Genomic DNA, 19,480 nt, shown 5'->3' on the forward strand with positions numbered 1-19,480 from the left:
CGGCATCCCGCGAGTCTCAGCCTGACGGGAACTACTGAGCAGGCCAGAGAATCGCGCTCCTGCAGCGTGTCGAGGGCCGCAGGCGCTCACGCAGATCAGTGGGTTCCACGGACCCGGCTTGACGCGTGCAGCAGCCGAGCCACCGAGACCGAGACCACACCATCTTCCGCGCTGCACGAGCCCCGGGACCGGAGACTCGTGATGCAGCTCCGTGCGGCCTGGGTACGCCCAGGAGCTGCCAGGGAGCACCCACTAGCGTGATGACATCCCCATCCCGCAGCCCGAAAGGACCCTCGATGGTTCGCACTCCCACGTCGATTCGCCCCCGCGCTCACGCAGCAACTGCTGCGCTCGCGCTCCTCACGATCGCGCTCACCGGCTGCAGCATCGCCTTGCCGGGGCTCCCGGGCGGGAGCAGCTCTGGGGCCTCCGACAGTTCCGCAGGTTCCAGCACCACCGAGAAAGGGTCCGGATCCCCGAGCTCTCAGTGCCAGCTGGCGACGGAAGCGATCGACCGAGTGACCGCTGAAGCCCAACAGAGTGCACCGAAGCTTGTGGCGGATGCCCTCGCTGGCGAGCCCATCGATCCGCGTTCCATGATCGAGACCGTGATTGCAGCCCTCGACGCTGCGTCCGGCTCGATCACCGATCCGGCGGTGCTCACCGCGCTCGATGAAGCGCAGCATGAGTGGAGCGGTTTTGCGGCCGATGTCACTGCGCTGGGCGCCCCCGACGTCAGCGGGCTCGCAGCTGGCGATCTTTCCTCGCTCGGTCAGCTGCAGGAGTACGGTGGTCGCCTCGCTGAGCTCTATACCGAACGTCTTCCCGCGCTGCAGGAGTCCGGTGCACAGCTTGAGCGAGCGTGCAGGGCGGAGTAGGCACTGAGTGCGCTCGCCGCCCGCGAAGCGCAGGCCGGAACCTGCGGCACGGACTCCGCGCCGCAGGCAGATCACTCAGCTCAGCTCGCCGGCTGTTCGTCCTCCAGTAGCGTCGACAGCACGCGGCCAGTCCACGCAACGATGTCTCCCTCGTCCCCGGTCTTCGGTTGCCCCACACCCGCAAGTGGGCTGCGCGAGCTGGCCGTGCCGCCGGGGAGCGGAATCTGTAGCGCTCCGGTGGTCTCTGTGTACCGAGACCCCGGGTACATCCGATTCATCCGCATCTTGCGGGAGTCGAGCAGCTTCACCGGCTCGATGCGCAGTGCAGGGCCAGCGGCGACCAGCTTCGAGAGGCCGAGTCTCGCAGCGCGGCGGCGCAACGCAGACACCGCCGCAAGTCGCTGCACTTCGGCCGGGGGCTCGCCGTAGCGATCGGTGAGTTCCTCCAGCACCAGCTTGACGTGGTCATCCGGCGCCTGCGGATGCGAGGCCGCCGAGAATTTCTGGTACGCCTCAAGGCGCAACCGCTCACTCTCCACGTAGTCTTCTGGGATGTGTGCGTCAACCGGGAGCTCAAGCACCAGCTCGATGTTCCCCGAGACTTCCTCACCCTTGAACGTGTTGACGGCCTCGCCGATCATGCGCAGGTAGAGATCGAAACCCACACCGGCAATGTGGCCGGACTGCTCACCTCCCAGCAGATTGCCCGCCCCACGAAGCTCAAGGTCCTTCAGCGCCACCTGCATGCCGGAGCCGAGCTCGTTGTTCGCTGCGAGAGTGTCGAGTCGCTCGTGTGCGTGCTCGGTAAGTGGCTTCTCTGGGTCGTACAGGAAGTACGCGTAGGCTCGTTCCCGGCTACGACCGACACGGCCGCGGAGCTGGTGCAATTGGCTCAATCCGTATTTGTCTGCCGCGTCGATGATGATCGTATTCGCGTTCGCGATGTCGAGACCAGTCTCGATGATGGTGGTGGAAACGAGTACGTCGTACTTACGCTCCCAGAAATCCTGGACCACCTGTTCGAGCTGGTGTTCGGAAAGCTTGCCGTGGGCGACGGCGATCCTGGCCTCCGGAATCAGCTCTGACAGCTGGGCCGCAACGCGGTTGATGGAGCTCACCCGGTTGTGCACAAAGAACACTTGCCCCTCTCGCAGCAGCTCACGCCGGATAGCGGCCGTGATCTGTTTGTCGCTGCGAGGCCCCACGAACGTGAGGATGGGGTGGCGATCTTCAGGTGCCGTCGCAAGCGTGGACATCTCCCGGATGCCGGTCACTGCCATCTCAAGCGTGCGCGGAATGGGGGTCGCGCTCATCGCGAGGATATCGACGTTGGTCTTCAACTTCTTCAGCGAGTCCTTGTGTTCGACCCCGAAACGCTGTTCCTCGTCAATGATGACGAGGCCGAGATCTTTATAGAGCACACTCTCTGAGAGCAATCGATGCGTACCGATCACCACATCGACGGTGCCCGCCGCAAGACCGTCAATCGTGTCCTTCGACTCTTTCTCGGATTGGAACCTGCTGAGCGGTCGCAACTGCACGGGGAACCCTGCAAAACGATCCTGGAATGTCTCAAGGTGCTGATTGACGAGCAACGTGGTCGGCACGAGCATCGCGACCTGCTTCCCATCCTGCACAGCTTTGAACGCCGCGCGCACGGCCACTTCTGTCTTCCCGAAGCCGACGTCGCCAGCGACGAGCCGATCCATCGGGATCGGATTCTCCATGTCGCGCTTGACCTCGTCGATCGTGGTGAGCTGGTCCAGCGTCTCGGCGTACGGGAATGCTTCTTCAAGTTCGTGCTGCCACGGAGTATCAGGCGAGAATGCGTGACCGGTGGACGCGACACGCGCCGAGTAAAGCTTTACGAGTTCAACTGCGATATCTCGGACCGCTTTGCGTGCTTTCGTCTTCGCGGTGGACCAGTCGCTGCCGCCCATCTTCGACAGCGCGGGAGCCTCACCTCCCACGTAGCGTGAAAGCTGATCGAGCTGATCTGTGGGCACATACAGCTTGTCCTTGGGCATGCCGCGTTTTGTCGACGCGTACTCGAGCACCAAATACTCGCGCAGCGCTTTGCCTGCATCGCGCCCCATCCCAGTCGGCACCATGCGTTGAGTGAGCTCGACGAAGCGGCCAATACCGTGGGTTTCATGCACCACGTAGTCGCCGGCAACGAGCTTCAGTGGATCCACCACGTTTTTGCCGCGGCGTTTCGCGAGCTTCTGCCCAGTGGCAGCCTGCGCGCTGACCGCGCGACCGAAGAACTCGGTCTCGGTGGCGAGCACGAGCCGCGCCTCGGGGCTCTGGAACCCGGACCATGCGGTTCCTGCGACGAGGTACACCACGCCCTGCTCGAACTCTTCGGGGACCTCGTCCACGATCCGAGCTGCGGCCCCTGCTTCAGCGAGCACATCGCGTGCGCGCTCCACTAGGCCCGCCCCTGGGCGGTCACGACGACGCGCCAGCCTTCACGCACACGCTCTCCGATGAACCGAATCGCAAAGCTCGGAGCATCGGCCCCCTGTGGCGGGCGCGGCAAAGAGCCGCCGTTGACAGGAATCGCCAGGGTGTCGGGAGCCTCGGTGGCGTCAGTAGCGGTGATCGAGGCTTCGGTTCCCTCCCCTGCGGTGCCGCCCGGCGCTTCCGCCTCGTCGCGCACGAAGCTTGAGACTGTCCACCACGGACGCCCGGCCGACGCCGCGCGCAGTTCCGCCACAGTGAGCAACCCGCTGTCCTCAACGGGCACAGGAGCGTCTGCCCCAGCAGTTGCTGCGTGCCACGCAGCTTCAAGGAATTCACGGTTCGTCTCAGCGAGACTCACAGCGCGGCCAGCAATGCGCTCGGGTGACGCGACCAGCACCGCGCCACCCTCCGGCAACAGCGCGGTGAGTGGCTTCAGCCCGGGCACGAGCTGCGGCAGCAGACTCTCCATGCCCTCGACGGGGATTCCCTCGCTGAGCTTTTCCAACAGGGATGAGAGTGCGGGAAAACGCGGGAGCAACTCGGCCGCGCGCAGCCGCACGTCGTCTGTGAGCAAGAGTTCGCGGGCTGGCCACAACTCGACGGTGGTGAGCGGGTCGCCTGCGCTGCGCTGATCCGAAACCGCGAAGCGACGAATCTGATCCACCTCGTCTCCGAAGAAATCGACGCGAACCGCCTGTGCGGCCTCCGGCGGGAATACGTCAAGAATGCCGCCGCGCACGGCAAACTCGCCGCGCCGCGTCACCATGTCGACACGAGTGTAGGCACGGGCAACCAGCTCACGCGCAACGGCCTCGAGCCCGATTGACTCCGAGCCAGCGCGGAGAGTAAGCGGCTCGGCGAGCGCGGCGTGCGGCGACACCGGCTGGAGCACAGCGCGCACCGATGCGACCACCACAAGCGGCGGGAGATCAGCCTCCGATGTGCTCGCAGCGACAGCCTGATCACGAATCAGGCGGAGCGCAGCAGCGCGGCGGCCAACAGTTTCTGCGCTCGGACTCAGCCGCTCATGCGGAAGCGTCTCCCATGCCGGGAACTCGACCGTGACAGCGTCAGGAAGCAGTGAGGCGAGCGCTGCGCGCAGTGCGTCTGCTTCGCGGCTTGTGGCCGCGATCAGCAGCAACGCCCCCGGTCCCCGGCGGCCCGGCGACGACGCACGAGGCCGGCGATGAGCGGCGCTCTGAGCCCCTCGGGAACTGAGAACTCGGCGTCAGTGTCGCTCGCTTCAAGCGCACGTGCGAACGACGACGAGGATTCGAGGAGGCGGTCGATCCCGCGCAGACTCACGATCCACTCCGACCATGGAACTTCTGCTGGGCTGCGAGCAGCCCCTCGGCAATGAGGTCTTCAACGGCGTCCGCGGCATCTTCAAGCAGCACGCCCAGGTTGCCTCGCTCAGTGCTGCCAAAGGGTTTGAGCACAAAATCTGCAGGGTCTTGCTGCCCTGGAGGGCGCCCGATGCCGACCCGCACTCGGAAATACTCCGGGGTGCCGAGTGCTTTCGCGATGTCACGCAGCCCATTGTGACCTCCGTGACCACCGCCCCGCTTGAGCTTGATGGAGTCAAACGGAAGATCGAGGTCGTCGTGGATCGCAATCACACGCTCGGGAGGCACGCTGAAGTACTTTGCAAGACCAGCGACCGGGCCACCCGAGGTATTCATGTAGCCATTGGACTTGGCCAGGATCAGTTTCGGACCACCGGGACGCAGCCGACCTTCGGCGATCCGAGCCCCCGCTTTGTGCGCGGAGTACCTGCCGCCAATGCGTGCTGCGAGCACATCGAGTGCCATCTGGCCGACGTTGTGCCGGGTCGCCTCGTACTTTGCCCCCGGGTTCCCGAGACCCACGATGAGCCAGCTGTCCTCAGACACGCGCTCCTCCACTTTCCGTTTTCGCCAGAACACATCAACACCTCCGTGCACACCATCATCTCAAGGGCCACTGACATCGCAGTGCGCACGAGCCCCAGAGAGCCAAACGGCCCGTCGAGTCGACTGAATGAGCCGACCCGACGGGCCTGGATGTGCGGGAGCGTTACTCCGCTGCTGCTTCGCCCTCGGCGTCCTCAGCAACGCCGCGCGGGGCGACGATGTTGACGACGAGTGCTGCGGGATCGTCGAGCAGGGTCGCACCCTTGGGCAGCTCGATGTCACCGGCGTGGATCTGCGTGCCGTCCTCCAGGCCCTCAACGTTGACCTCAACGCTCTCGGGGATGGACGTCGCCGCTGCGCTCAGGCGGAGCGTGTTGAGCTCCTGCAGAGCGTTCGTGCCGGAGAAGGACTCGCCAACGACGTGAACGTGGACCTCAACCTCGACGGCGTCGCCCTTCTTCACGACGATCAGGTCGACGTGCTCGATGATCTGGCGTACGGGATCGCGCTGCACGTCCTTCACCAGAACCAGCTGCGACTTGCCGTCAATGTCGAGCTCGATGAGCGCGTTTGCCTGGCGGAGGATGAGGCTCAGCGGGTGCGTCTCCAACGAGAGGTGCACGGGATCGGTGCCGTGTCCGTAGACGACAACCGGAGTCTGGCCAATTGCGCGGAGCTTGCGGGCGACGCCCTTGCCGAAGGTCTCGCGGGTGGAAGCTACCAGCTTGTTGGAATCCGTCATGGTTTTCTCCTTGCGGGCTTTCGCCCAATGGGGGCGGCAGGGCCGCCAGAATTGGTGTCTCGCACTTGCATTGAAACGCAGCAAGATGGCCCGCAAAAGGCGTTCCGTCCCGCGTCGATAACGGGCGCACGCGCCCCTCGCCGAAGTACAGCGGCTAAGTCTACACGATCCGGGAGCGGCAAGATTCTCGCTCCGCGCGGCGAGGCATTCAAGGAGCAGCAGCACTTCGGGATCGTTCGGTGTGTGGCATCCTTCGGGCGATGCACTGTGCGGACAGTGTCGGGTGAGGAGATCAGATCGGCTCTCTGTGGTTGCTCGGGGTCGGCAGCTCGACGGGGCTGCGGTGCGGAGCGCCGCACTGCGACCCGCGGGTCTCGCTGCACCCGCGTCAGCGTTGCGGCGTTCAGTCCCAGAGCGATAGCTGCGCGTCGGGCGCCGGACTCGTGCCCCAGTGGATCGACGCAGCGCCCTGGGCCATGAGCGCAGCGTTCGCCCGGCTAAATGGCGTTGAGCCGAAGAACCCGCGCGAAGCCGACAGCGGCGATGGATGCGCGCTCTCGATCCGCGGCACCTCACCCAGCATCGGAGCCAGCGCTCGGGCGTCATTGCCCCACAGAATTGCGACGAGCGGTCCGCCGCGCGCCACCAGCGCCTCGATAGCCAGCTCCGTCACCGCTTCCCAGCCGCGCTGACGATGTGAACCGGCCGCTCCAGCACGCACTGTCAGCACGCGATTGAGCAGCAGCACCCCTGATCGGCCCACTCGCTGAGGTCACCGTGGGTGAGCGGCGCGCTCTCCACGTCCGTCTGCAGCTCGCGCGAGATGTTTTGCAGGCTGCGCGGCAGCGGCCGCACCTCGGACGCCGTCGCGAACGACAGTCCAATCGGGTGCCCCGGTGTCGGATACGGATCCTGCCCTACGATCAGCACGCGCACATCCGCGAGCGGCCGCTCGAATGCGGCAAAGATCCGGTCCCTTGCTGGCAATACCTCCCGACCCGCCGCGGCCTCCGCAGCGAGGAACTCCGCGATCCCGGTCAGCTCCCCTGAGCAGGGGCCAGCGCCTCAGCCCAGTCGGGAGCGATGCGGCCAGCGGCGGCGAGCGCGGCCAGATCCAGCGCACGGTCATCCACGCCACCGCTGTCAACAGCTGCTCTGCCACTCACACCGCGGTCGGGGCCAGCACCACCGCGTCCGGCACTGTCGCGCCCAGCTTTCTCCGCAGCCCGTCGCCCTGCCAAGTTTCAGCCTTTCGGAGTGAGCGGGCCGCGGTGCGTGTGGAACACGCTCGACTGTGCCACTGGGCGCAGCACGATCAGATCCTGATTGACGTGCGGCGGTTGCTCGAAGGCGGCAACGAGCACCCGCGCAACGTCCTCAGCCTGCAGGGGAATCACATCCGCGTACGGCTTCGCCGCCGCGGTCGCATCACCGCGCAGTCGGTTGAGCGTGAATTCTTCTGTGTGTACCAATCCCGGAGCCAGTTCCATGACCCGGATGGGCTCTCCCGCAAGCTCGAGCCGCAGCACCTCAGTGACGGCGTGGGCTGCATACTTCGCAGCGTTGTATCCGCCGCCGCCCGGATAGGCGCTCAACCCTGCGGTGGAGGTGAGGTTGAGGATCGACGCCCACCCGGTCTCAGCGGCGCCTGCCCGCAACACTGGCAGCATTGCCGCAGTCACCGAGCGCAGCCCGAGCACGTTGACCTCAAACATCTGACGCCAGTCATCGTTCGACGAGCTCTCGACCGAGTCAGTGCCCAGCGCACCACCAGCGTTGTTCACGAGCGCGGTAGCCCCACCCGTCGCGGCAACTTCAGCTGCGAGCGCAGCAACCTGCGCGGCGACCGTCACGTCACACGCGATCGGGAGTGCCCCGGTCTCGGCCGCGAGCGCCTGCAGTCGGTCGGCACGTCGCGCGACCGCTACTGTCTGCCAGCCGAGTTCGGCGAATCGCCGCACGCTTGCAGCTCCGATACCGGAGCTCGCCCCCGTCACCACTACTCGTTTCAGCATGCCGTCGCCCCGTCTCCGCTCGTCGCACCGCTGACTCGTTCCTGCGCACTCGCGTGGGTCTGCAGCGGTTCACTCGCCAGCCTACTTCGGGAGCACATCGCCTGCTGCGCTCGCGGGTTGGCGCCCAGTTCATTACGCAGGGTGTCGCGGCCCGTTGCTGTATCGGGCAGAGACCTCGTACGCTCGGATCCAGCACCACCACGAACTTGCTGTACCAGTGTCTTTCACCACTCACCACTTCCTGAGCCAGCCTGGCCCGGGACCACGCACGAGGAGCTTTCATGTCAGAACAGAGCGCTTGGGGTTTCGAGACCAAGCAGATCCACTCGGGCCAGCAGCCTGATCCCGTCACCGGTTCGCGCGCACTGCCGATCCACCAGACCACGGCCTTCGTTTTCGAGGATGCAGACCAGGCTGCGAACCGCTTCGCGCTGGCCGAGCTGGGACCGATCTACACTCGCATCACGAACCCGACTCAGGAGGTGGCCGAGCAGCGCATCGCAGCGCTCGAAGGCGGTTCAGGTGCACTGCTCCTTGCAAGCGGCCAGGCAGCTTCGACGTTCGCCGTGCTCAACATCGCGAATGCTGGCGACCACATCGTGTCGTCGAGCTCGATCTACGGGGGCACCTACAACCTCTTCAAGTACTCGCTCGCGAAGCTGGGCATCGAGGTCACGTTCGTCGAGGATCAGGACGATCCCGCAGCGTGGCAGCGCGCGGTCCGCCCGAACACGAAGCTGTTCTTCGCGGAGAGCATCGCGAACCCCCGCTCCAACGTGCTCGACATCCGCGCAATCGCGGACGTGGCCCACGAGAACCACCTGCCGCTCATCGTGGACAACACGGTCGCGAGCCCATACCTGGTGCGCCCGTTCGAGCACGGCGCCGACATCGTGCTGCACTCAGCAACGAAGTTCCTCGGCGGCCACGGCACCACGCTCGGCGGCGTCATCGTCGACGGCGGTACGTTCCCCTGGTCGCAGCACGTCGACAAGTTCCCCGGCCTCACGGAGCCGGATCCCTCCTACAACGGTGTCAGCTACACGGGCGCAGTTGGCGACGCGATCGCGTACATCATCAAGGCGCGCGTGCAGTTGCTGCGCGACCTCGGTTCTTCGATCGCCCCGCTGAGCGCTTGGCTGCTGCTGCAGGGCATCGAGACCCTTTCACTGCGCATCGAGCGCCACGTGCAGAACGCGCAGGCGGTCGCCGAGTGGCTCGACTCGCACGATGACGTGGCGACGGTCTACTACTCGGGCCTCCCCACGAGCCCGTGGTACGCCGCGGCCAACACGTACGCCCCGAAGGGCGTGGGCGCAGTGCTCTCCTTCGAGCTGAAGGGTGGCGTCGATGCCGGCCGCGCAGTCGTGGAGAATGTCGAGCTGTTCAGCCACGTCGCGAATATCGGCGACGTGCGCAGCCTGATCATCCACCCGGCGTCGACCACGCACTCGCAGCTCACCCCCGAGCAGCAACTCACGGCCGGCGTCACGCCCGGCCTTGTGCGCCTCTCGGTCGGCCTGGAGCACCTCGACGACATCACGAGCGACCTGGAAAAGGGCTTCGCCGCTGCGCGCAAAGTCGTCGAGGCCGCCCGCGCGTAACTTCGCGACCAAGGATCCGGCCCCGCGGGGCCGGATCCTTGGGGTCGGATCCGCCGGACAAGATTCGAGCCCGCGAAATCCCCGGGCGTAACAATCGCCCGAGGATTCTGCGAGCCGGGCAGAATGGGGAACTATGGACTGGCAGACCCCCGAGGATTCGTTCCCCACTGACTTCATTACCGACGCGCAGCTGCGCGCGCTCATGGGTCGGCCTCCCATCTCCGGCGGGTGGCGCGACGGGGATCCCGTTGGTGAACGCCAGTTCACCGCAATCGGCGATCTCACGACCGAGTTCGGCGGCGAGATTCCAAACGTCCGGATCGCGTACGAAACATTCGGCGAGCTGAACGAACGCCGCGACAACGCGATTCTCGTCTTCCACGCCCTCACCGGTGATAGCCACCTCGTCGGCGCGGCAGGCGCCGGCCATCCCACTGACGGCTGGTGGAGCGAGATCGTTGGTCCCGGTCGCCCCCTCGACACGGACCGCTACTGCATCGTTGCCCCCAATGTGCTGGGCGGGTGCCAGGGCTCAACGGGACCTGCCTCACTCTCCCCGGAGGGCCGGGAGTGGGGCGGCAGCTTCCCGTACCTCACGATCCGGGATCAGGTCGCCGCAACTGCGCGCTTTGCCGATGCGCTCGGGATCGATCGCTTCTGCGCGGTCATTGGGGGCTCAATGGGCGGCATGCACGCGCTCGAGTGGGGTCTCACGCAGCGTGACCGTGTGGATCGCCTCGCGGTGATCGCCGCTCCGCCTGTCACCACGGCCGATCAAATCGGCCTCAACCTCGTGCAGCTCGAGGCAATTCGCTCGGATCCGTCCTACCGAGACGGCAACTACTATGACGCACCCGACGGGATTGGGCCGCATCACGGCCTCGCGACAGCCAGGCGGCTCGCGTTGCTGAATTATCGCAGCAACACTGAGCTCGACGAGCGTTTCGGACGCGCCTGGCAGTCCGCGGTGAGCCCTCTCGGCGGTGGCGGCCGCTTCGCGGTCGAGTCCTACCTCGATTTCCACGGCAATAAGTTCACGCGGCGCTTCGACGCCGGCAGCTACGTCACCCTGGTTCAGGCAATGAACTCTCACGACGTCGGCCGCGGCCGCGGTGGGGTGCGTGCTGCGCTCTCCACGCTGGATCTGCCCACACTCGTGCTCGGCATCCCCAGCGACCGACTCTTCACCCTTGAGGGTCAAGACGAAATCGCCAGGCACACGCCCGGCAGCCTGGACGGGGAACGAGCAACCAGGATTGAGTCGCCATTCGGGCACGACGCGTTCCTTATCGAATTCGAGCGCGTCGGTGCGCAGCTCGCACGGTTGCTCGCGGAGTAGCAGCGCACGTCCCGCCACAAGCGCGCGGCGAGCGTGCGGCGAGCGTGCGGCGAGCGTGCGGCCACGGGAGCTGCACACCGATCTACTCAGTCAGAGTGTCCGTGCGCACTCAAACGTAGAATTGCCTACTCAGGTTTGCGCTCAAGGCTGCGCGCGCACGGGCATTCCTCCGCGGTGCCACGAGCAACTGCTCGGGGCGGACACCTCATGATTCAGGCCGATCCGCACATGATCGGTGCCGCGCTGCCCAGGCTGGTGCCTCGCAGCACCGCCAGGGCGCTGACTCCGCGCACCGTTCTCCGCCCCACGACTCCCCGCACACCAGCCGTTGCCCCATTACACCCTTCGTGCGCTCAGCACCACCTCACCTGGGGAATCCTCAGGTGCCCTCAGGAGCCACTGTGCTAGCTTGACGAATTACTCAACGCTGAGGTTCGGGACTCCCCGCGCCGCCACTCTTCAGATTCCGACACTCTCCAGATTGAGGTGCCATGTCTTCACGTACGAGCCCCGTCAAATTCCTGATCCCCGCCGCCCTCGCGGTCGCGGCGCTCGCGCTCACCGGGTGCAGCTCAGACGGCAAAACGAAAGCTGAGCCCGAGGAGGGCCCGCTCTCAAAATACATGTCCGCGCTCTGGAGCGACGGTGAAATGACACAGGAACAACTCGACAAGGACAACCTCAAGATCGAAGATCTGGTCGCCGAGTGCATGACGCAGGAGGGCTTCGAGTACAAGCCCAATACGAGCAACGGCGGCGTGGTCTACGCCGCGGGAGACGATGAGAACGCTGGCCCCGACTGGGGCACCGAGGAGTTCGCCAAGGAGTACGGGTACGGCATCATCGATTCTCCTGGGATGAGCGCCATGGACTCCGCGCCAGAAGAAGAATATGTCGACCCGAACCAGGACTACATCAACTCGCTGAGCGAATCAGAGCAGACGGCGTTCTATGAGGTGCTCTACGGCCCCGGCCCGAGCGAAGAAGAGATGGCCGCGATGGAAGAGGGGGACGGCTCATTCACCAGTGACTGGACCACGCAGGGCTGCTACGGGAAAGCCCAGCACGAAATCCAGAAAGACACTCCTGGCGGAATGGCACCCTACGAGGATCCAGAGTTCACAGAGCTGTTCGACTCGATGAACGAAGTCTGGAACGCTGCGTACGACGAGGAAAATCCGAGCCCTGAAATCGCCCAGCTCAATCGCGACTGGGCGGATTGCATGGCCGAGGCGGGGTTCCCCGATCTCACAAGCCCGACGGCCGCACAGTCCGCGCTCGCAGACGAGTACTACGGCTCGATGTCCGGAGGCGAAACCGAGGAGTACACGGAGCCCAGCAAGAAGGAGCAAGACGCCTTCCAGAAGCGCGAGATCGACATGGCAGTTGCGGACTGGAAGTGCCGTGACGGGCTGCAGTACGACGAGAAGCAACACGACGTCTCAGTGATTGCCGAGCAGAAGTTCGTCGACGAGAACAAGGCAGCGCTGGACGCGCTCATCGCCAAGCACGGCACAAAGCAGAAGGACTAGCCGAGGTGCAGCTGCGCTCACACCGGATCCCAGCCGCGCTCGCCCAGCACGCGCTCCAGAAGAAAGGCTAGCCGCCGTGAAGATCCCCGGGTTCGGCAAGCGCTCACGCGCAACAGACCCCACCGCACGAACAGCGCTGCCTGACGGTGCGGCGGACGAGAGCAATGTGACGCCAGAAGCAGGCGTGCAGGACCCCCGAGGGGCGGCCGCACCTGAGACGACACCCCTCGCTCAGCGGTCGCGCACGCTGTCCGGGACCGCCTCGTTGCAGTCATCGCTGCTGTCGCCGTCGTGTCGCTCCTGATTGGGATCGCCGTGATGCAGTTCATCGTGTCCCCCGCCGAGCTTGCGGCTCGCACCGCGCCGCCCAAGGCCGGTCCCGTCACCGCACCGGTCGAGCTGCGGGAGATCGAGAACACCGTCGTGGCGCGCGGCGATGTGACCTACGCCGATGCGGTGAACGTCACCATCGATTCGGGCGGCGGCGAGGCGCGGCCCGTGATCACCGGCCACGTCCCCGAGAGCGGCACCGTGTTCAACGCAGGGAACGTCGCGCTTGAGGTCGCAGGCAGGCCGGTGATCGTGCTCCCAGGAGATCTCCCCGCGTACCGTTCGCTCAGCGTCGGCATGCGCGGACCCGATGTGGTTCAGCTGAAATCCGCTCTGAGCGCCATGGGCTACTGGGCTGGCGATGTCAACTCTGACACGTTCGAGTACGACACGGCCTCCGCGCTCGGCACACTGTACGAGCAGATCGGCTACACCGCTGCAGCTGGCGGTCCAGAGGCGCAGGAAGTCCTGCAGCAGGCTGAGCGTGCGGCGCGCGACGCCGGTGTGCAGCTCGCCCAGGCTCAGGCAGACCTGCAGTTGGCCATCGACAGCGGCGCAACAGACCCGATCGCCGAGCGCGCGGCCGTCACATCCGCGAACGATGCGCTGCTTGACGCGCAGCAAGCGCTTGGAACGGCACAAGAGGGCGTGCTGCCCACGCTGCCATCGAGCGAAGCGTTGTTCCTGAACGACCTCCCCCGTCGCGTCGACGATATTACGGTGAAACGTGGTGACATCCTGTCTGGATCGCCCATGACGGTCTCCGGCGCGAAGCTGACAATCATCGGCACCATCTCAAAGGAAGACGCCGATCTGCTGAGCGAGGGGCTCACCGCGACGTTCCCCGGTCCTGACGGCGAGGACCTCGTGGCAACAGTCGAGAAGATCATCGCGCCCAAGAGCGGTGGCTCGGGCAGCGGATCGGGTTCAGGCAGCGGCTCAGGCACTGACGGAGAATCCGGAGAAGGCCAGGGCGGGAGCGGTCAGGGCAGCGATTCCAGCCGCTATTCGGTGCGGCTCAGCCCGGGAGACCTCTCCCCCGAACAGATCGATGCACTCCGCGGCAACAACGTGCGCGTCAGGATCCCGGTTGCAGCAACTGACGGCGAAGTCCTTGCAGTCCCCATCGCAGCGCTGTCCGCAGGTTCGGGAGGCGAAGATCGCGTCGAGCTCCTGATCTCCAGGGGTGACGGACCAGACGCCAAAACCGAGAACATCACGGTCACGGCGGGGCTCGCGGCTGACGGCTTCGTTGAGATCAGCTCGGAGGATCCACGGATCGAACCGGGAGCGCAGGTCGTGGTCGGAGAATGAGTCGGGTCGAAGATCTCTTCGCGGACGCAGAAGAGCCCGGAAAAACGCCTGCAGAAACAGCAGCAGACGCCGGTGACACCACCCACGCAGCCGAGACTGCAGCCGGAGCGCAACCGCCGGTCCGCGGCAAGCGGCTGAGTTTCCGCCGCCGCACATCGCCAGCCGTCATGCCGGAGACGGTCGCCGGAAACCCCGACTATCCTGGCCCGATCGTTGAGCTCGAGGACGTCACCCGATTCTTCCCAGGGCCGCCTCCGGTCAACGCGCTGCGCGGTGTCGATCTCGCTGTACAGCGCGGCGACTACCTCGCCATCGTCGGCCCGTCCGGATCAGGCAAGTCGACGATGCTGAACACGCTCGGCCTGCTCGATCGGCCAAGCACTGGCCGTTTTTTGTTCGAGGGCATCGACGTCGCCAGTTTGAGTGATGATGAGCGCTCGGCACTGCGCGGCCGTGCCGTCGGTTTTGTATTCCAGTCCTTTCACCTGATGCCCACCCGCAGCACACTCGAAAACGTGATGCTCGCAGGAACCTACGCCGGCCTCACCCGCGACGAGCGCGAACCGCTCGCCCGCGCTGCGCTTGATCGCGTGGGCCTCGGTCACCGCGTCGATGCCTCACCCACCACGCTCTCCGGCGGCGAGCGACAGCGCGTGGCGATCGCCCGTGCCGTGTGCACCTCGCCTCGCCTCCTCCTCGCTGACGAACCGACCGGGAACCTCGACCGCGCGAATTCGGAGTCGATCATGCGACTGTTTTCTGAACTTGGAGAGGACGGCCTCACGATCGTCATGATTACCCACGACGCCGCAGTGGCTGCAGCGGCAGAACGCAGAGTGCGCATCAACGACGGCGAACTCTCGGAGCTTGCATGAGCGGCCAGATTTCGCTCCGCGCGCTTGTTCACGAGGCGTTCGAAGGCATCGGCTCGCGCCCGTCACGCCTGGTCATCACGCTGCTGGGCACGGTGCTCGGCATTGCCTCGCTCGTGGCCACTATCGGCTTCGCTCAGACCGCTGCAGGGCAGATCTCCCAGCAGTTCGACGCGCTTGCGGCAACGCGCGTCACCGTGGAACCAGGGTCGACACAAGGGCCTGGGGGCAAGGAGCGCGCCACTTCGCGCGTGCCCTGGGACGCGGTTGAACGGGTGACCCCGCTCGCCGGAGTGGTCGATGCCGCACTCGTCGGCAAACTCCCTGCGTCTGTGCGGGTCGAAGCGGTGCAAGTACAGGATCCGTCCGAACCGCAGAAGTCCTCACCGCCGGTCATCGCTGCCTCCCCCGATCTCCTCCGCGTTGTCAAAGGAGGACTGCAGACGGGACGCTTCTTTGATGAGGGGCACAACGAGCGCCGTGACCGCGTCGTCGTGCTCGGAGCCGAGGCCGCCAAACGGCTCGGGATCAACCGTGTCACTGGCCAACCCGCGGTCTTCGTCGACGGTCGCGCATACACGGTCATTGGCATCATCGATTCCGTCGGCACCAGGAACAATCTGCTCGACTCCGTGATCGTGCCCGTTCAGACCGCGCGATCTGAACTCGCACTCGCATCGCCGGAGAGCCTGGACATCAGAATCGATATCGGGGCCGGCCCCGTGGTGGGGCGCCAGGCGCCCATCGCGCTCAACCCGAACAGTCCTGACACGTTTAAAGTCTCGGCCCCCGCTGGATCAAGTGCGCTGCAATCGGAGGTCGAGTCGGACGTCAACGTGCTGTTTCTTGCCATCGGTATCGTCGCACTCATCGGCGGAGGAATTGGGATTGCCAACGTCACCCTCCTGTCCGTCTCCGAGCGCCGCGGTGAGATCGGGCTCCGCCGTGCTCTCGGAGCCCGCACTCGCGATATTGCGCAACAGTTCATGCTCGAGTCAGTCACGATCGGCGTACTCGGCGGGCTCATCGGCGTTGTGGTTGGCCTGTTCGCGCTGATCGGAGTCTGTCTCGTGCAAGGTTGGACACCGGTGCTCGCGCCGTGGGCAGCTCCCGTCGGTGTCGTGGTCGGCGCGCTCGTGGGGCTCATTGCCGGAGGGTACCCTGCGATGAAGGCCGCCCGGGTCGAGCCGGTCGACGCGTTGCGCGATGCCTGATCGCGTTCACACCTCGCATTCGGGCGGCTCTCACTTTGCGCGCGTAAGCTCATGCTCGGTCGTCTATCAGGGAGGAGAATCCGGGCTGTGACTGCGTTCCCCACACATCGCTCGTTCGCGAGCAGAACTGTCGCGAACCGCGCCGTGCGCACGATCGGTTTCGCTGCGGCAGTGACCGCGAGCATCCCGCTCTGCCTCACCGGGTGTGCCCCGATTGCTGACGCGTCGGTCTTCGCCGCCGAGCTCCAGGCGTCTCCCGATTCAGACCTCCTTCAGCTCCCTGAAGAGCGTGTCTACGATGTCGCCGAGACGAGCTTGATCTCCCCCGTCGGCGGATTCCTTGGACGCGCGGTCGACGCCCAGTTGCAGTCTTCAGGTTTCCTGGTGCTGAAAGACGGCGTGATCACGAACGCCCAGATCGGGCTTTCACTCGCTGAGTTCCCTGAAGCAACGTTCGAGCTCACGCAGCCGACAGTGCTGCGCCGAGCAGGCAGCTCCGCGAGCACTGTGCTGGCGATCGGCACGATTTCCGTCAACGGTGTGGAGCGACCCGGCATCAAAGTGCAGCTCACTCCGACCGAGCTCTCCGAGGACGCGGTGGAATTCGACGTTGAGTTCACGATCCCGGACAATCCGTTCCTCGCAACGGAGCGGATGCCCATCGACGAAGTGACCGCACACGTGGTGCTCAGCGCTCGCTAGCGCACCGGCTCAGCGATCCTGCGCGAGTACTCGTTCGTCCCCGTGAAGATGAGCGTTTGATGCGTCTCAGCTGCGGCTGCGGTGCCAGCTAGCCCTTCGGCCAGCGGGCACCGCACACCTCAGTTACTGATGTCGCTGCCGGGTGGTGGCGTCGTGCACCTCACCGACGAGTTCCTCGATGACGTCCTCAAGGAAGACGACGCCGAGTTCCGTTCCCGCACTGTCGTGAATCCGTGCGAGGTGAATCCCCCGCGCCTGCATCCTGGCGAGCACATCCTCCAGCTCGGTCTCCGCATGGAGCGAAACCATTTCACGGATTCGTTTCGCCGGAATGGGTTCGGCAATCCGGTCCTCGCCCAGTCGCACGAGATCCTTGATGTGAACGTACCCTTCCAGGCTGCCCTCCTGGCTGGCAATCGGGTACCGTGAGAATCCGTGCTTCGCAACTGCGGCGTCGACGTCTTCCGGTGTGGCTCCTGAGGGAAGCACCACCAAGCGGCCAGCCGGCACCAGGAGATCTTCCGCGCGCTTCGTCGTGAACTCAAACGCCGCGGTAAGCGCGCCGCTGCGATCCTCCAGCACGCCTTCGCGCGTGGAGTGGTTCACGATACTCGCGACCTCCTCCAGCGTGTAGGTGCTGTTGGTCTCCGATTTCGGCTCGACACCAAACATGCGCAGCACGCCGTTCGCGATCGCGTTGAGCGCCGCAATAATGTGCTTGAGTACCCGAGAAACCGCGACGAGCGGCGGCGCAAGCAGCAGCACAGCCTGATCGGGCACCGAGAACGCCGCGTTCTTCGGAATCATCTCACCAAAGACGACATGCAGGTAGGTGACGATCAGCAGTGTCAGCACAAACGCGGTGACACTCACGACCTGCGCGGAAAGCCCGGTCCACCCGAGCGGCCCCTCCAGCAGGTGATGGAGGGCCGGCTCGGATACATTCAAGATCAGCAGCGAGCACACCGTGATGCCGAGCTGACTCGTCGCCAGCATCAGCGTCGCATGCTCCATCGCGTAGAGCGCGGTCTTGGCGCGCTTCGAACCCGCCTCAGCGCGCGGCTCGATCTGTGAGCGACGCGCCGAAATCACGGCGAACTCCGCTCCCACGAAAAAGGCGTTGGCTACGAGCAGTACGACGAGCCACACGATTCCCATCCAGTCGCTCATCGGGCTGCCTCCTCGCTCTGGTCTGCGCTGTCGGTTGGCATCGGCACTCCCGTGTACCGCAAGCGGGCAATCCGGCGCCCCTCCATCCGCTCGACCCGCAGGGTGCCGCCGTCGGCGAGCGTCACCTCGTCCCCTGGCTCAGGAATCCGGCCAAGCTCGCGAAGCACGAAGCCGGCGACCGTGTCGTAGTCGTCGTCCTCAGGGATTTCCACTCCGGTCTGATCACGCACCTCGTCGGGGCGCAGATCCGCGGGGAACGTCATCTCCTCGGCGGTACCCACGACACCCGCAGCTGCCCGGTCATGCTCGTCGGCGACTTCACCAACGATCTCCTCGACAAGGTCCTCAAGCGTCACGATGCCGGCGGTGCCGCCATACTCGTCAACGACGATCGCGAGCTGGAAACCGCTCGTGCGCAGCGCACCGAGGAGCTGGTCGAGGCGCATCGTATCCGGGATACGCACAACCTCTTCTGCGATCGCAGCAACGGGGACCTCGCCACGTTTAGCCCGCGGGACGGCCACAGCGTGCTTGACATGGACAACACCGACGATGTCGTCGCGGTCCTCGTCGATCACCGGGAATCGGGAGTACCCAGAACGGCCTGAGAGTTCGAGCACGGCCTGTGCCGGCTCAAGTCGTTGCACACTCTCGATCTTCAGGCGGGGCGTCATGACATCGGCCGCTGTGAGCTCGGAGAAACGCAGCGTGCGCCCGAGCAGGGTCGCGGTATCGGCCTCGAGTAGGCCGGCGCTCGCGGAGTGCCGCACGAGTGAAGAAAGCTCTTCAGCCGAACGGGCGCCGGAGAGCTCTTCTTTCGGCTCGATTCCGATGCCGCGAAGCATGCCGTTCGCGCTGCCGTTGAGCACCACCACCGCAGGTTTGAACGTCGCGGTGAAGGCGCCTTGCGCGGGCATCACGAACTTGGCAGTGGCCAGGGGGCGGGCGAGTGCGAAGTTCTTCGGCACGAGCTCGCCAACGATCATGGAGAACACTGTGGCAAGTGCGATGGCGATGGGAGCGCTGATCGTGCGGCGCAGATCCTCCGGCACTCCGAGCGCCCCAAGAGGAGCGTCAAGGAAGCCGCTGATCGCGGGCTCGAGCGTGTAGCCGGCAAGCAAAGTCGTGAGGGTGATTCCGAGCTGTGCGCTCGAAAGGTGTGTCGAGGTGCGTGAGAGACCGCGAATCACTCGATCGAGGCCACGCTCCCCCGATTCCCTGCGGCGCTCAAGATCTTGACGATCGAGCGCGACCAGGGAGAACTCAGCCGCGACAAAAATGCCGGTGCCGAAGGTAAGGAGTAGGCCGATGAGAAGGAGTATCCAGTCGTTCATCTGAATCTCCCCACCAGTACGGAGGGCCGCGTGTGAACGCGGCAACTACTCGGAGGGTCTGACGGTCTTCCAGGGC

13 protein-coding genes and 2 pseudogenes are annotated in these 19,480 nt (G+C 65.2%); 8 read left to right on the top strand and 7 right to left on the bottom strand.

Going from position 1 to position 19,480, the window contains the following annotated elements; translation table 11 throughout:
- Positions 1-296: 296 nt before the first annotated feature.
- Positions 297-878, top strand: a complete 582-nt coding sequence (locus tag K1X41_RS04660; protein WP_220175425.1) for a hypothetical protein — start codon at positions 297-299, stop codon at positions 876-878.
- Between the two features lie 80 nt (positions 879-958).
- On the opposite strand, the pseudogene mfd reads toward K1X41_RS04660, so the two are convergent.
- The 5 genes and pseudogenes from mfd to K1X41_RS04685 form a co-directional block, all read right to left on the bottom strand.
- Positions 959-4,649 (bottom strand): annotated as a pseudogene (mfd, locus tag K1X41_RS04665) (transcription-repair coupling factor).
- Entirely contained in the window at positions 4,646-5,236 is a 591-nt protein-coding gene (gene pth / locus K1X41_RS04670; protein ID WP_133616025.1) for an aminoacyl-tRNA hydrolase, read from the bottom strand. The pseudogene mfd and the gene pth overlap by 4 nt, the downstream one beginning before the upstream one ends.
- Before the next feature lie 163 nt (positions 5,237-5,399).
- Complete coding sequence (locus tag K1X41_RS04675) at positions 5,400-5,978, bottom strand: 50S ribosomal protein L25/general stress protein Ctc (RefSeq protein WP_132204625.1); 579 nt, start codon at positions 5,976-5,978, stop codon at positions 5,400-5,402.
- 403 nt (positions 5,979-6,381) lie between these two features.
- Positions 6,382-7,111 (bottom strand): annotated as a pseudogene (locus K1X41_RS04680) (uracil-DNA glycosylase).
- Between the two features lie 111 nt (positions 7,112-7,222).
- Positions 7,223-7,993 carry an SDR family NAD(P)-dependent oxidoreductase gene (locus K1X41_RS04685; protein WP_133616023.1) on the bottom strand — a complete coding sequence of 257 codons (771 nt, stop codon included), beginning with the start codon at positions 7,991-7,993 and terminating at the stop codon, positions 7,223-7,225.
- Between the two features lie 281 nt (positions 7,994-8,274).
- Here K1X41_RS04685 and K1X41_RS04690 point away from each other — a divergent pair, with 281 nt between their 5' ends.
- The 7 genes from K1X41_RS04690 to K1X41_RS04720 all read left to right on the top strand — a co-directional run bounded on the left by K1X41_RS04690 (position 8,275) and on the right by K1X41_RS04720 (position 16,900).
- Entirely contained in the window at positions 8,275-9,597 is a 1,323-nt protein-coding gene (locus tag K1X41_RS04690) for a bifunctional o-acetylhomoserine/o-acetylserine sulfhydrylase (protein ID WP_132204621.1), read from the top strand.
- 133 nt (positions 9,598-9,730) lie between these two features.
- Entirely contained in the window at positions 9,731-10,936 is a 1,206-nt protein-coding gene (gene metX, locus K1X41_RS04695; RefSeq protein WP_220175426.1) for a homoserine O-acetyltransferase MetX, read from the top strand.
- A gap of 491 nt (positions 10,937-11,427) precedes the next feature.
- The gene (locus K1X41_RS04700; protein WP_220175427.1) at positions 11,428-12,468 is read left to right on the top strand and encodes a hypothetical protein; all 1,041 of its coding nucleotides are present in this window, start codon (positions 11,428-11,430) and stop codon (positions 12,466-12,468) included.
- A gap of 291 nt (positions 12,469-12,759) precedes the next feature.
- Positions 12,760-14,112 carry a hypothetical protein gene (locus K1X41_RS04705; protein WP_258566654.1) on the top strand — a complete coding sequence of 451 codons (1,353 nt, stop codon included), beginning with the start codon at positions 12,760-12,762 and terminating at the stop codon, positions 14,110-14,112.
- A gap of 167 nt (positions 14,113-14,279) precedes the next feature.
- A complete protein-coding gene (locus tag K1X41_RS04710) occupies positions 14,280-14,987 on the top strand; it encodes an ABC transporter ATP-binding protein (RefSeq protein ID WP_132205240.1) in 708 nt (235 codons plus the stop codon).
- Positions 14,984-16,198, top strand: a complete 1,215-nt coding sequence (locus tag K1X41_RS04715) for an ABC transporter permease (protein WP_220175428.1) — start codon at positions 14,984-14,986, stop codon at positions 16,196-16,198. The genes K1X41_RS04710 and K1X41_RS04715 overlap by 4 nt, the downstream gene beginning before the upstream one ends.
- Before the next feature lie 87 nt (positions 16,199-16,285).
- A complete protein-coding gene (locus tag K1X41_RS04720) occupies positions 16,286-16,900 on the top strand; it encodes a hypothetical protein (protein WP_132204613.1) in 615 nt (204 codons plus the stop codon).
- Between the two features lie 123 nt (positions 16,901-17,023).
- Here K1X41_RS04720 and K1X41_RS04725 read toward each other — a convergent pair whose 3' ends face one another.
- Positions 17,024-18,070, bottom strand: a complete 1,047-nt coding sequence (locus K1X41_RS04725) for a hemolysin family protein (protein WP_132204611.1) — start codon at positions 18,068-18,070, stop codon at positions 17,024-17,026.
- Positions 18,067-19,404 (bottom strand): hemolysin family protein, encoded by a 1,338-nt coding sequence (locus tag K1X41_RS04730; RefSeq protein ID WP_133616015.1) that lies wholly within the window; start codon positions 19,402-19,404, stop codon positions 18,067-18,069. Before K1X41_RS04730 ends, K1X41_RS04725 begins: the two co-directional genes overlap by 4 nt.
- Between the last annotated feature and the right edge of the window lie 76 nt (positions 19,405-19,480).

The organism is Leucobacter luti (assembly GCF_019464495.1).
GTDB lineage: Bacteria > Actinomycetota > Actinomycetes > Actinomycetales > Microbacteriaceae > Leucobacter > Leucobacter luti_A.

What these genes read in the sequence shown, in the direction of transcription:
- K1X41_RS04660 (WP_220175425.1), top strand. Translation starts at nt 297, where the DNA reads ATGGTTCGCACTCCCACGTCGATTCGCCCCCGCGCTCACGCAGCAACT.
- K1X41_RS04675 (WP_132204625.1), bottom strand. Translation starts at nt 5,978, where the DNA reads ATGACGGATTCCAACAAGCTGGTAGCTTCCACCCGCGAGACCTTCGGC.
- K1X41_RS04685 (WP_133616023.1), bottom strand. Translation starts at nt 7,993, where the DNA reads ATGCTGAAACGAGTAGTGGTGACGGGGGCGAGCTCCGGTATCGGAGCT.
- K1X41_RS04690 (WP_132204621.1), top strand. Translation starts at nt 8,275, where the DNA reads ATGTCAGAACAGAGCGCTTGGGGTTTCGAGACCAAGCAGATCCACTCG.
- metX (WP_220175426.1), top strand. Translation starts at nt 9,731, where the DNA reads ATGGACTGGCAGACCCCCGAGGATTCGTTCCCCACTGACTTCATTACC.
- K1X41_RS04700 (WP_220175427.1), top strand. Translation starts at nt 11,428, where the DNA reads ATGTCTTCACGTACGAGCCCCGTCAAATTCCTGATCCCCGCCGCCCTC.
- K1X41_RS04710 (WP_132205240.1), top strand. Translation starts at nt 14,280, where the DNA reads ATGCCGGAGACGGTCGCCGGAAACCCCGACTATCCTGGCCCGATCGTT.
- K1X41_RS04715 (WP_220175428.1), top strand. Translation starts at nt 14,984, where the DNA reads ATGAGCGGCCAGATTTCGCTCCGCGCGCTTGTTCACGAGGCGTTCGAA.
- K1X41_RS04725 (WP_132204611.1), bottom strand. Translation starts at nt 18,070, where the DNA reads ATGAGCGACTGGATGGGAATCGTGTGGCTCGTCGTACTGCTCGTAGCC.
- K1X41_RS04730 (WP_133616015.1), bottom strand. Translation starts at nt 19,404, where the DNA reads ATGAACGACTGGATACTCCTTCTCATCGGCCTACTCCTTACCTTCGGC.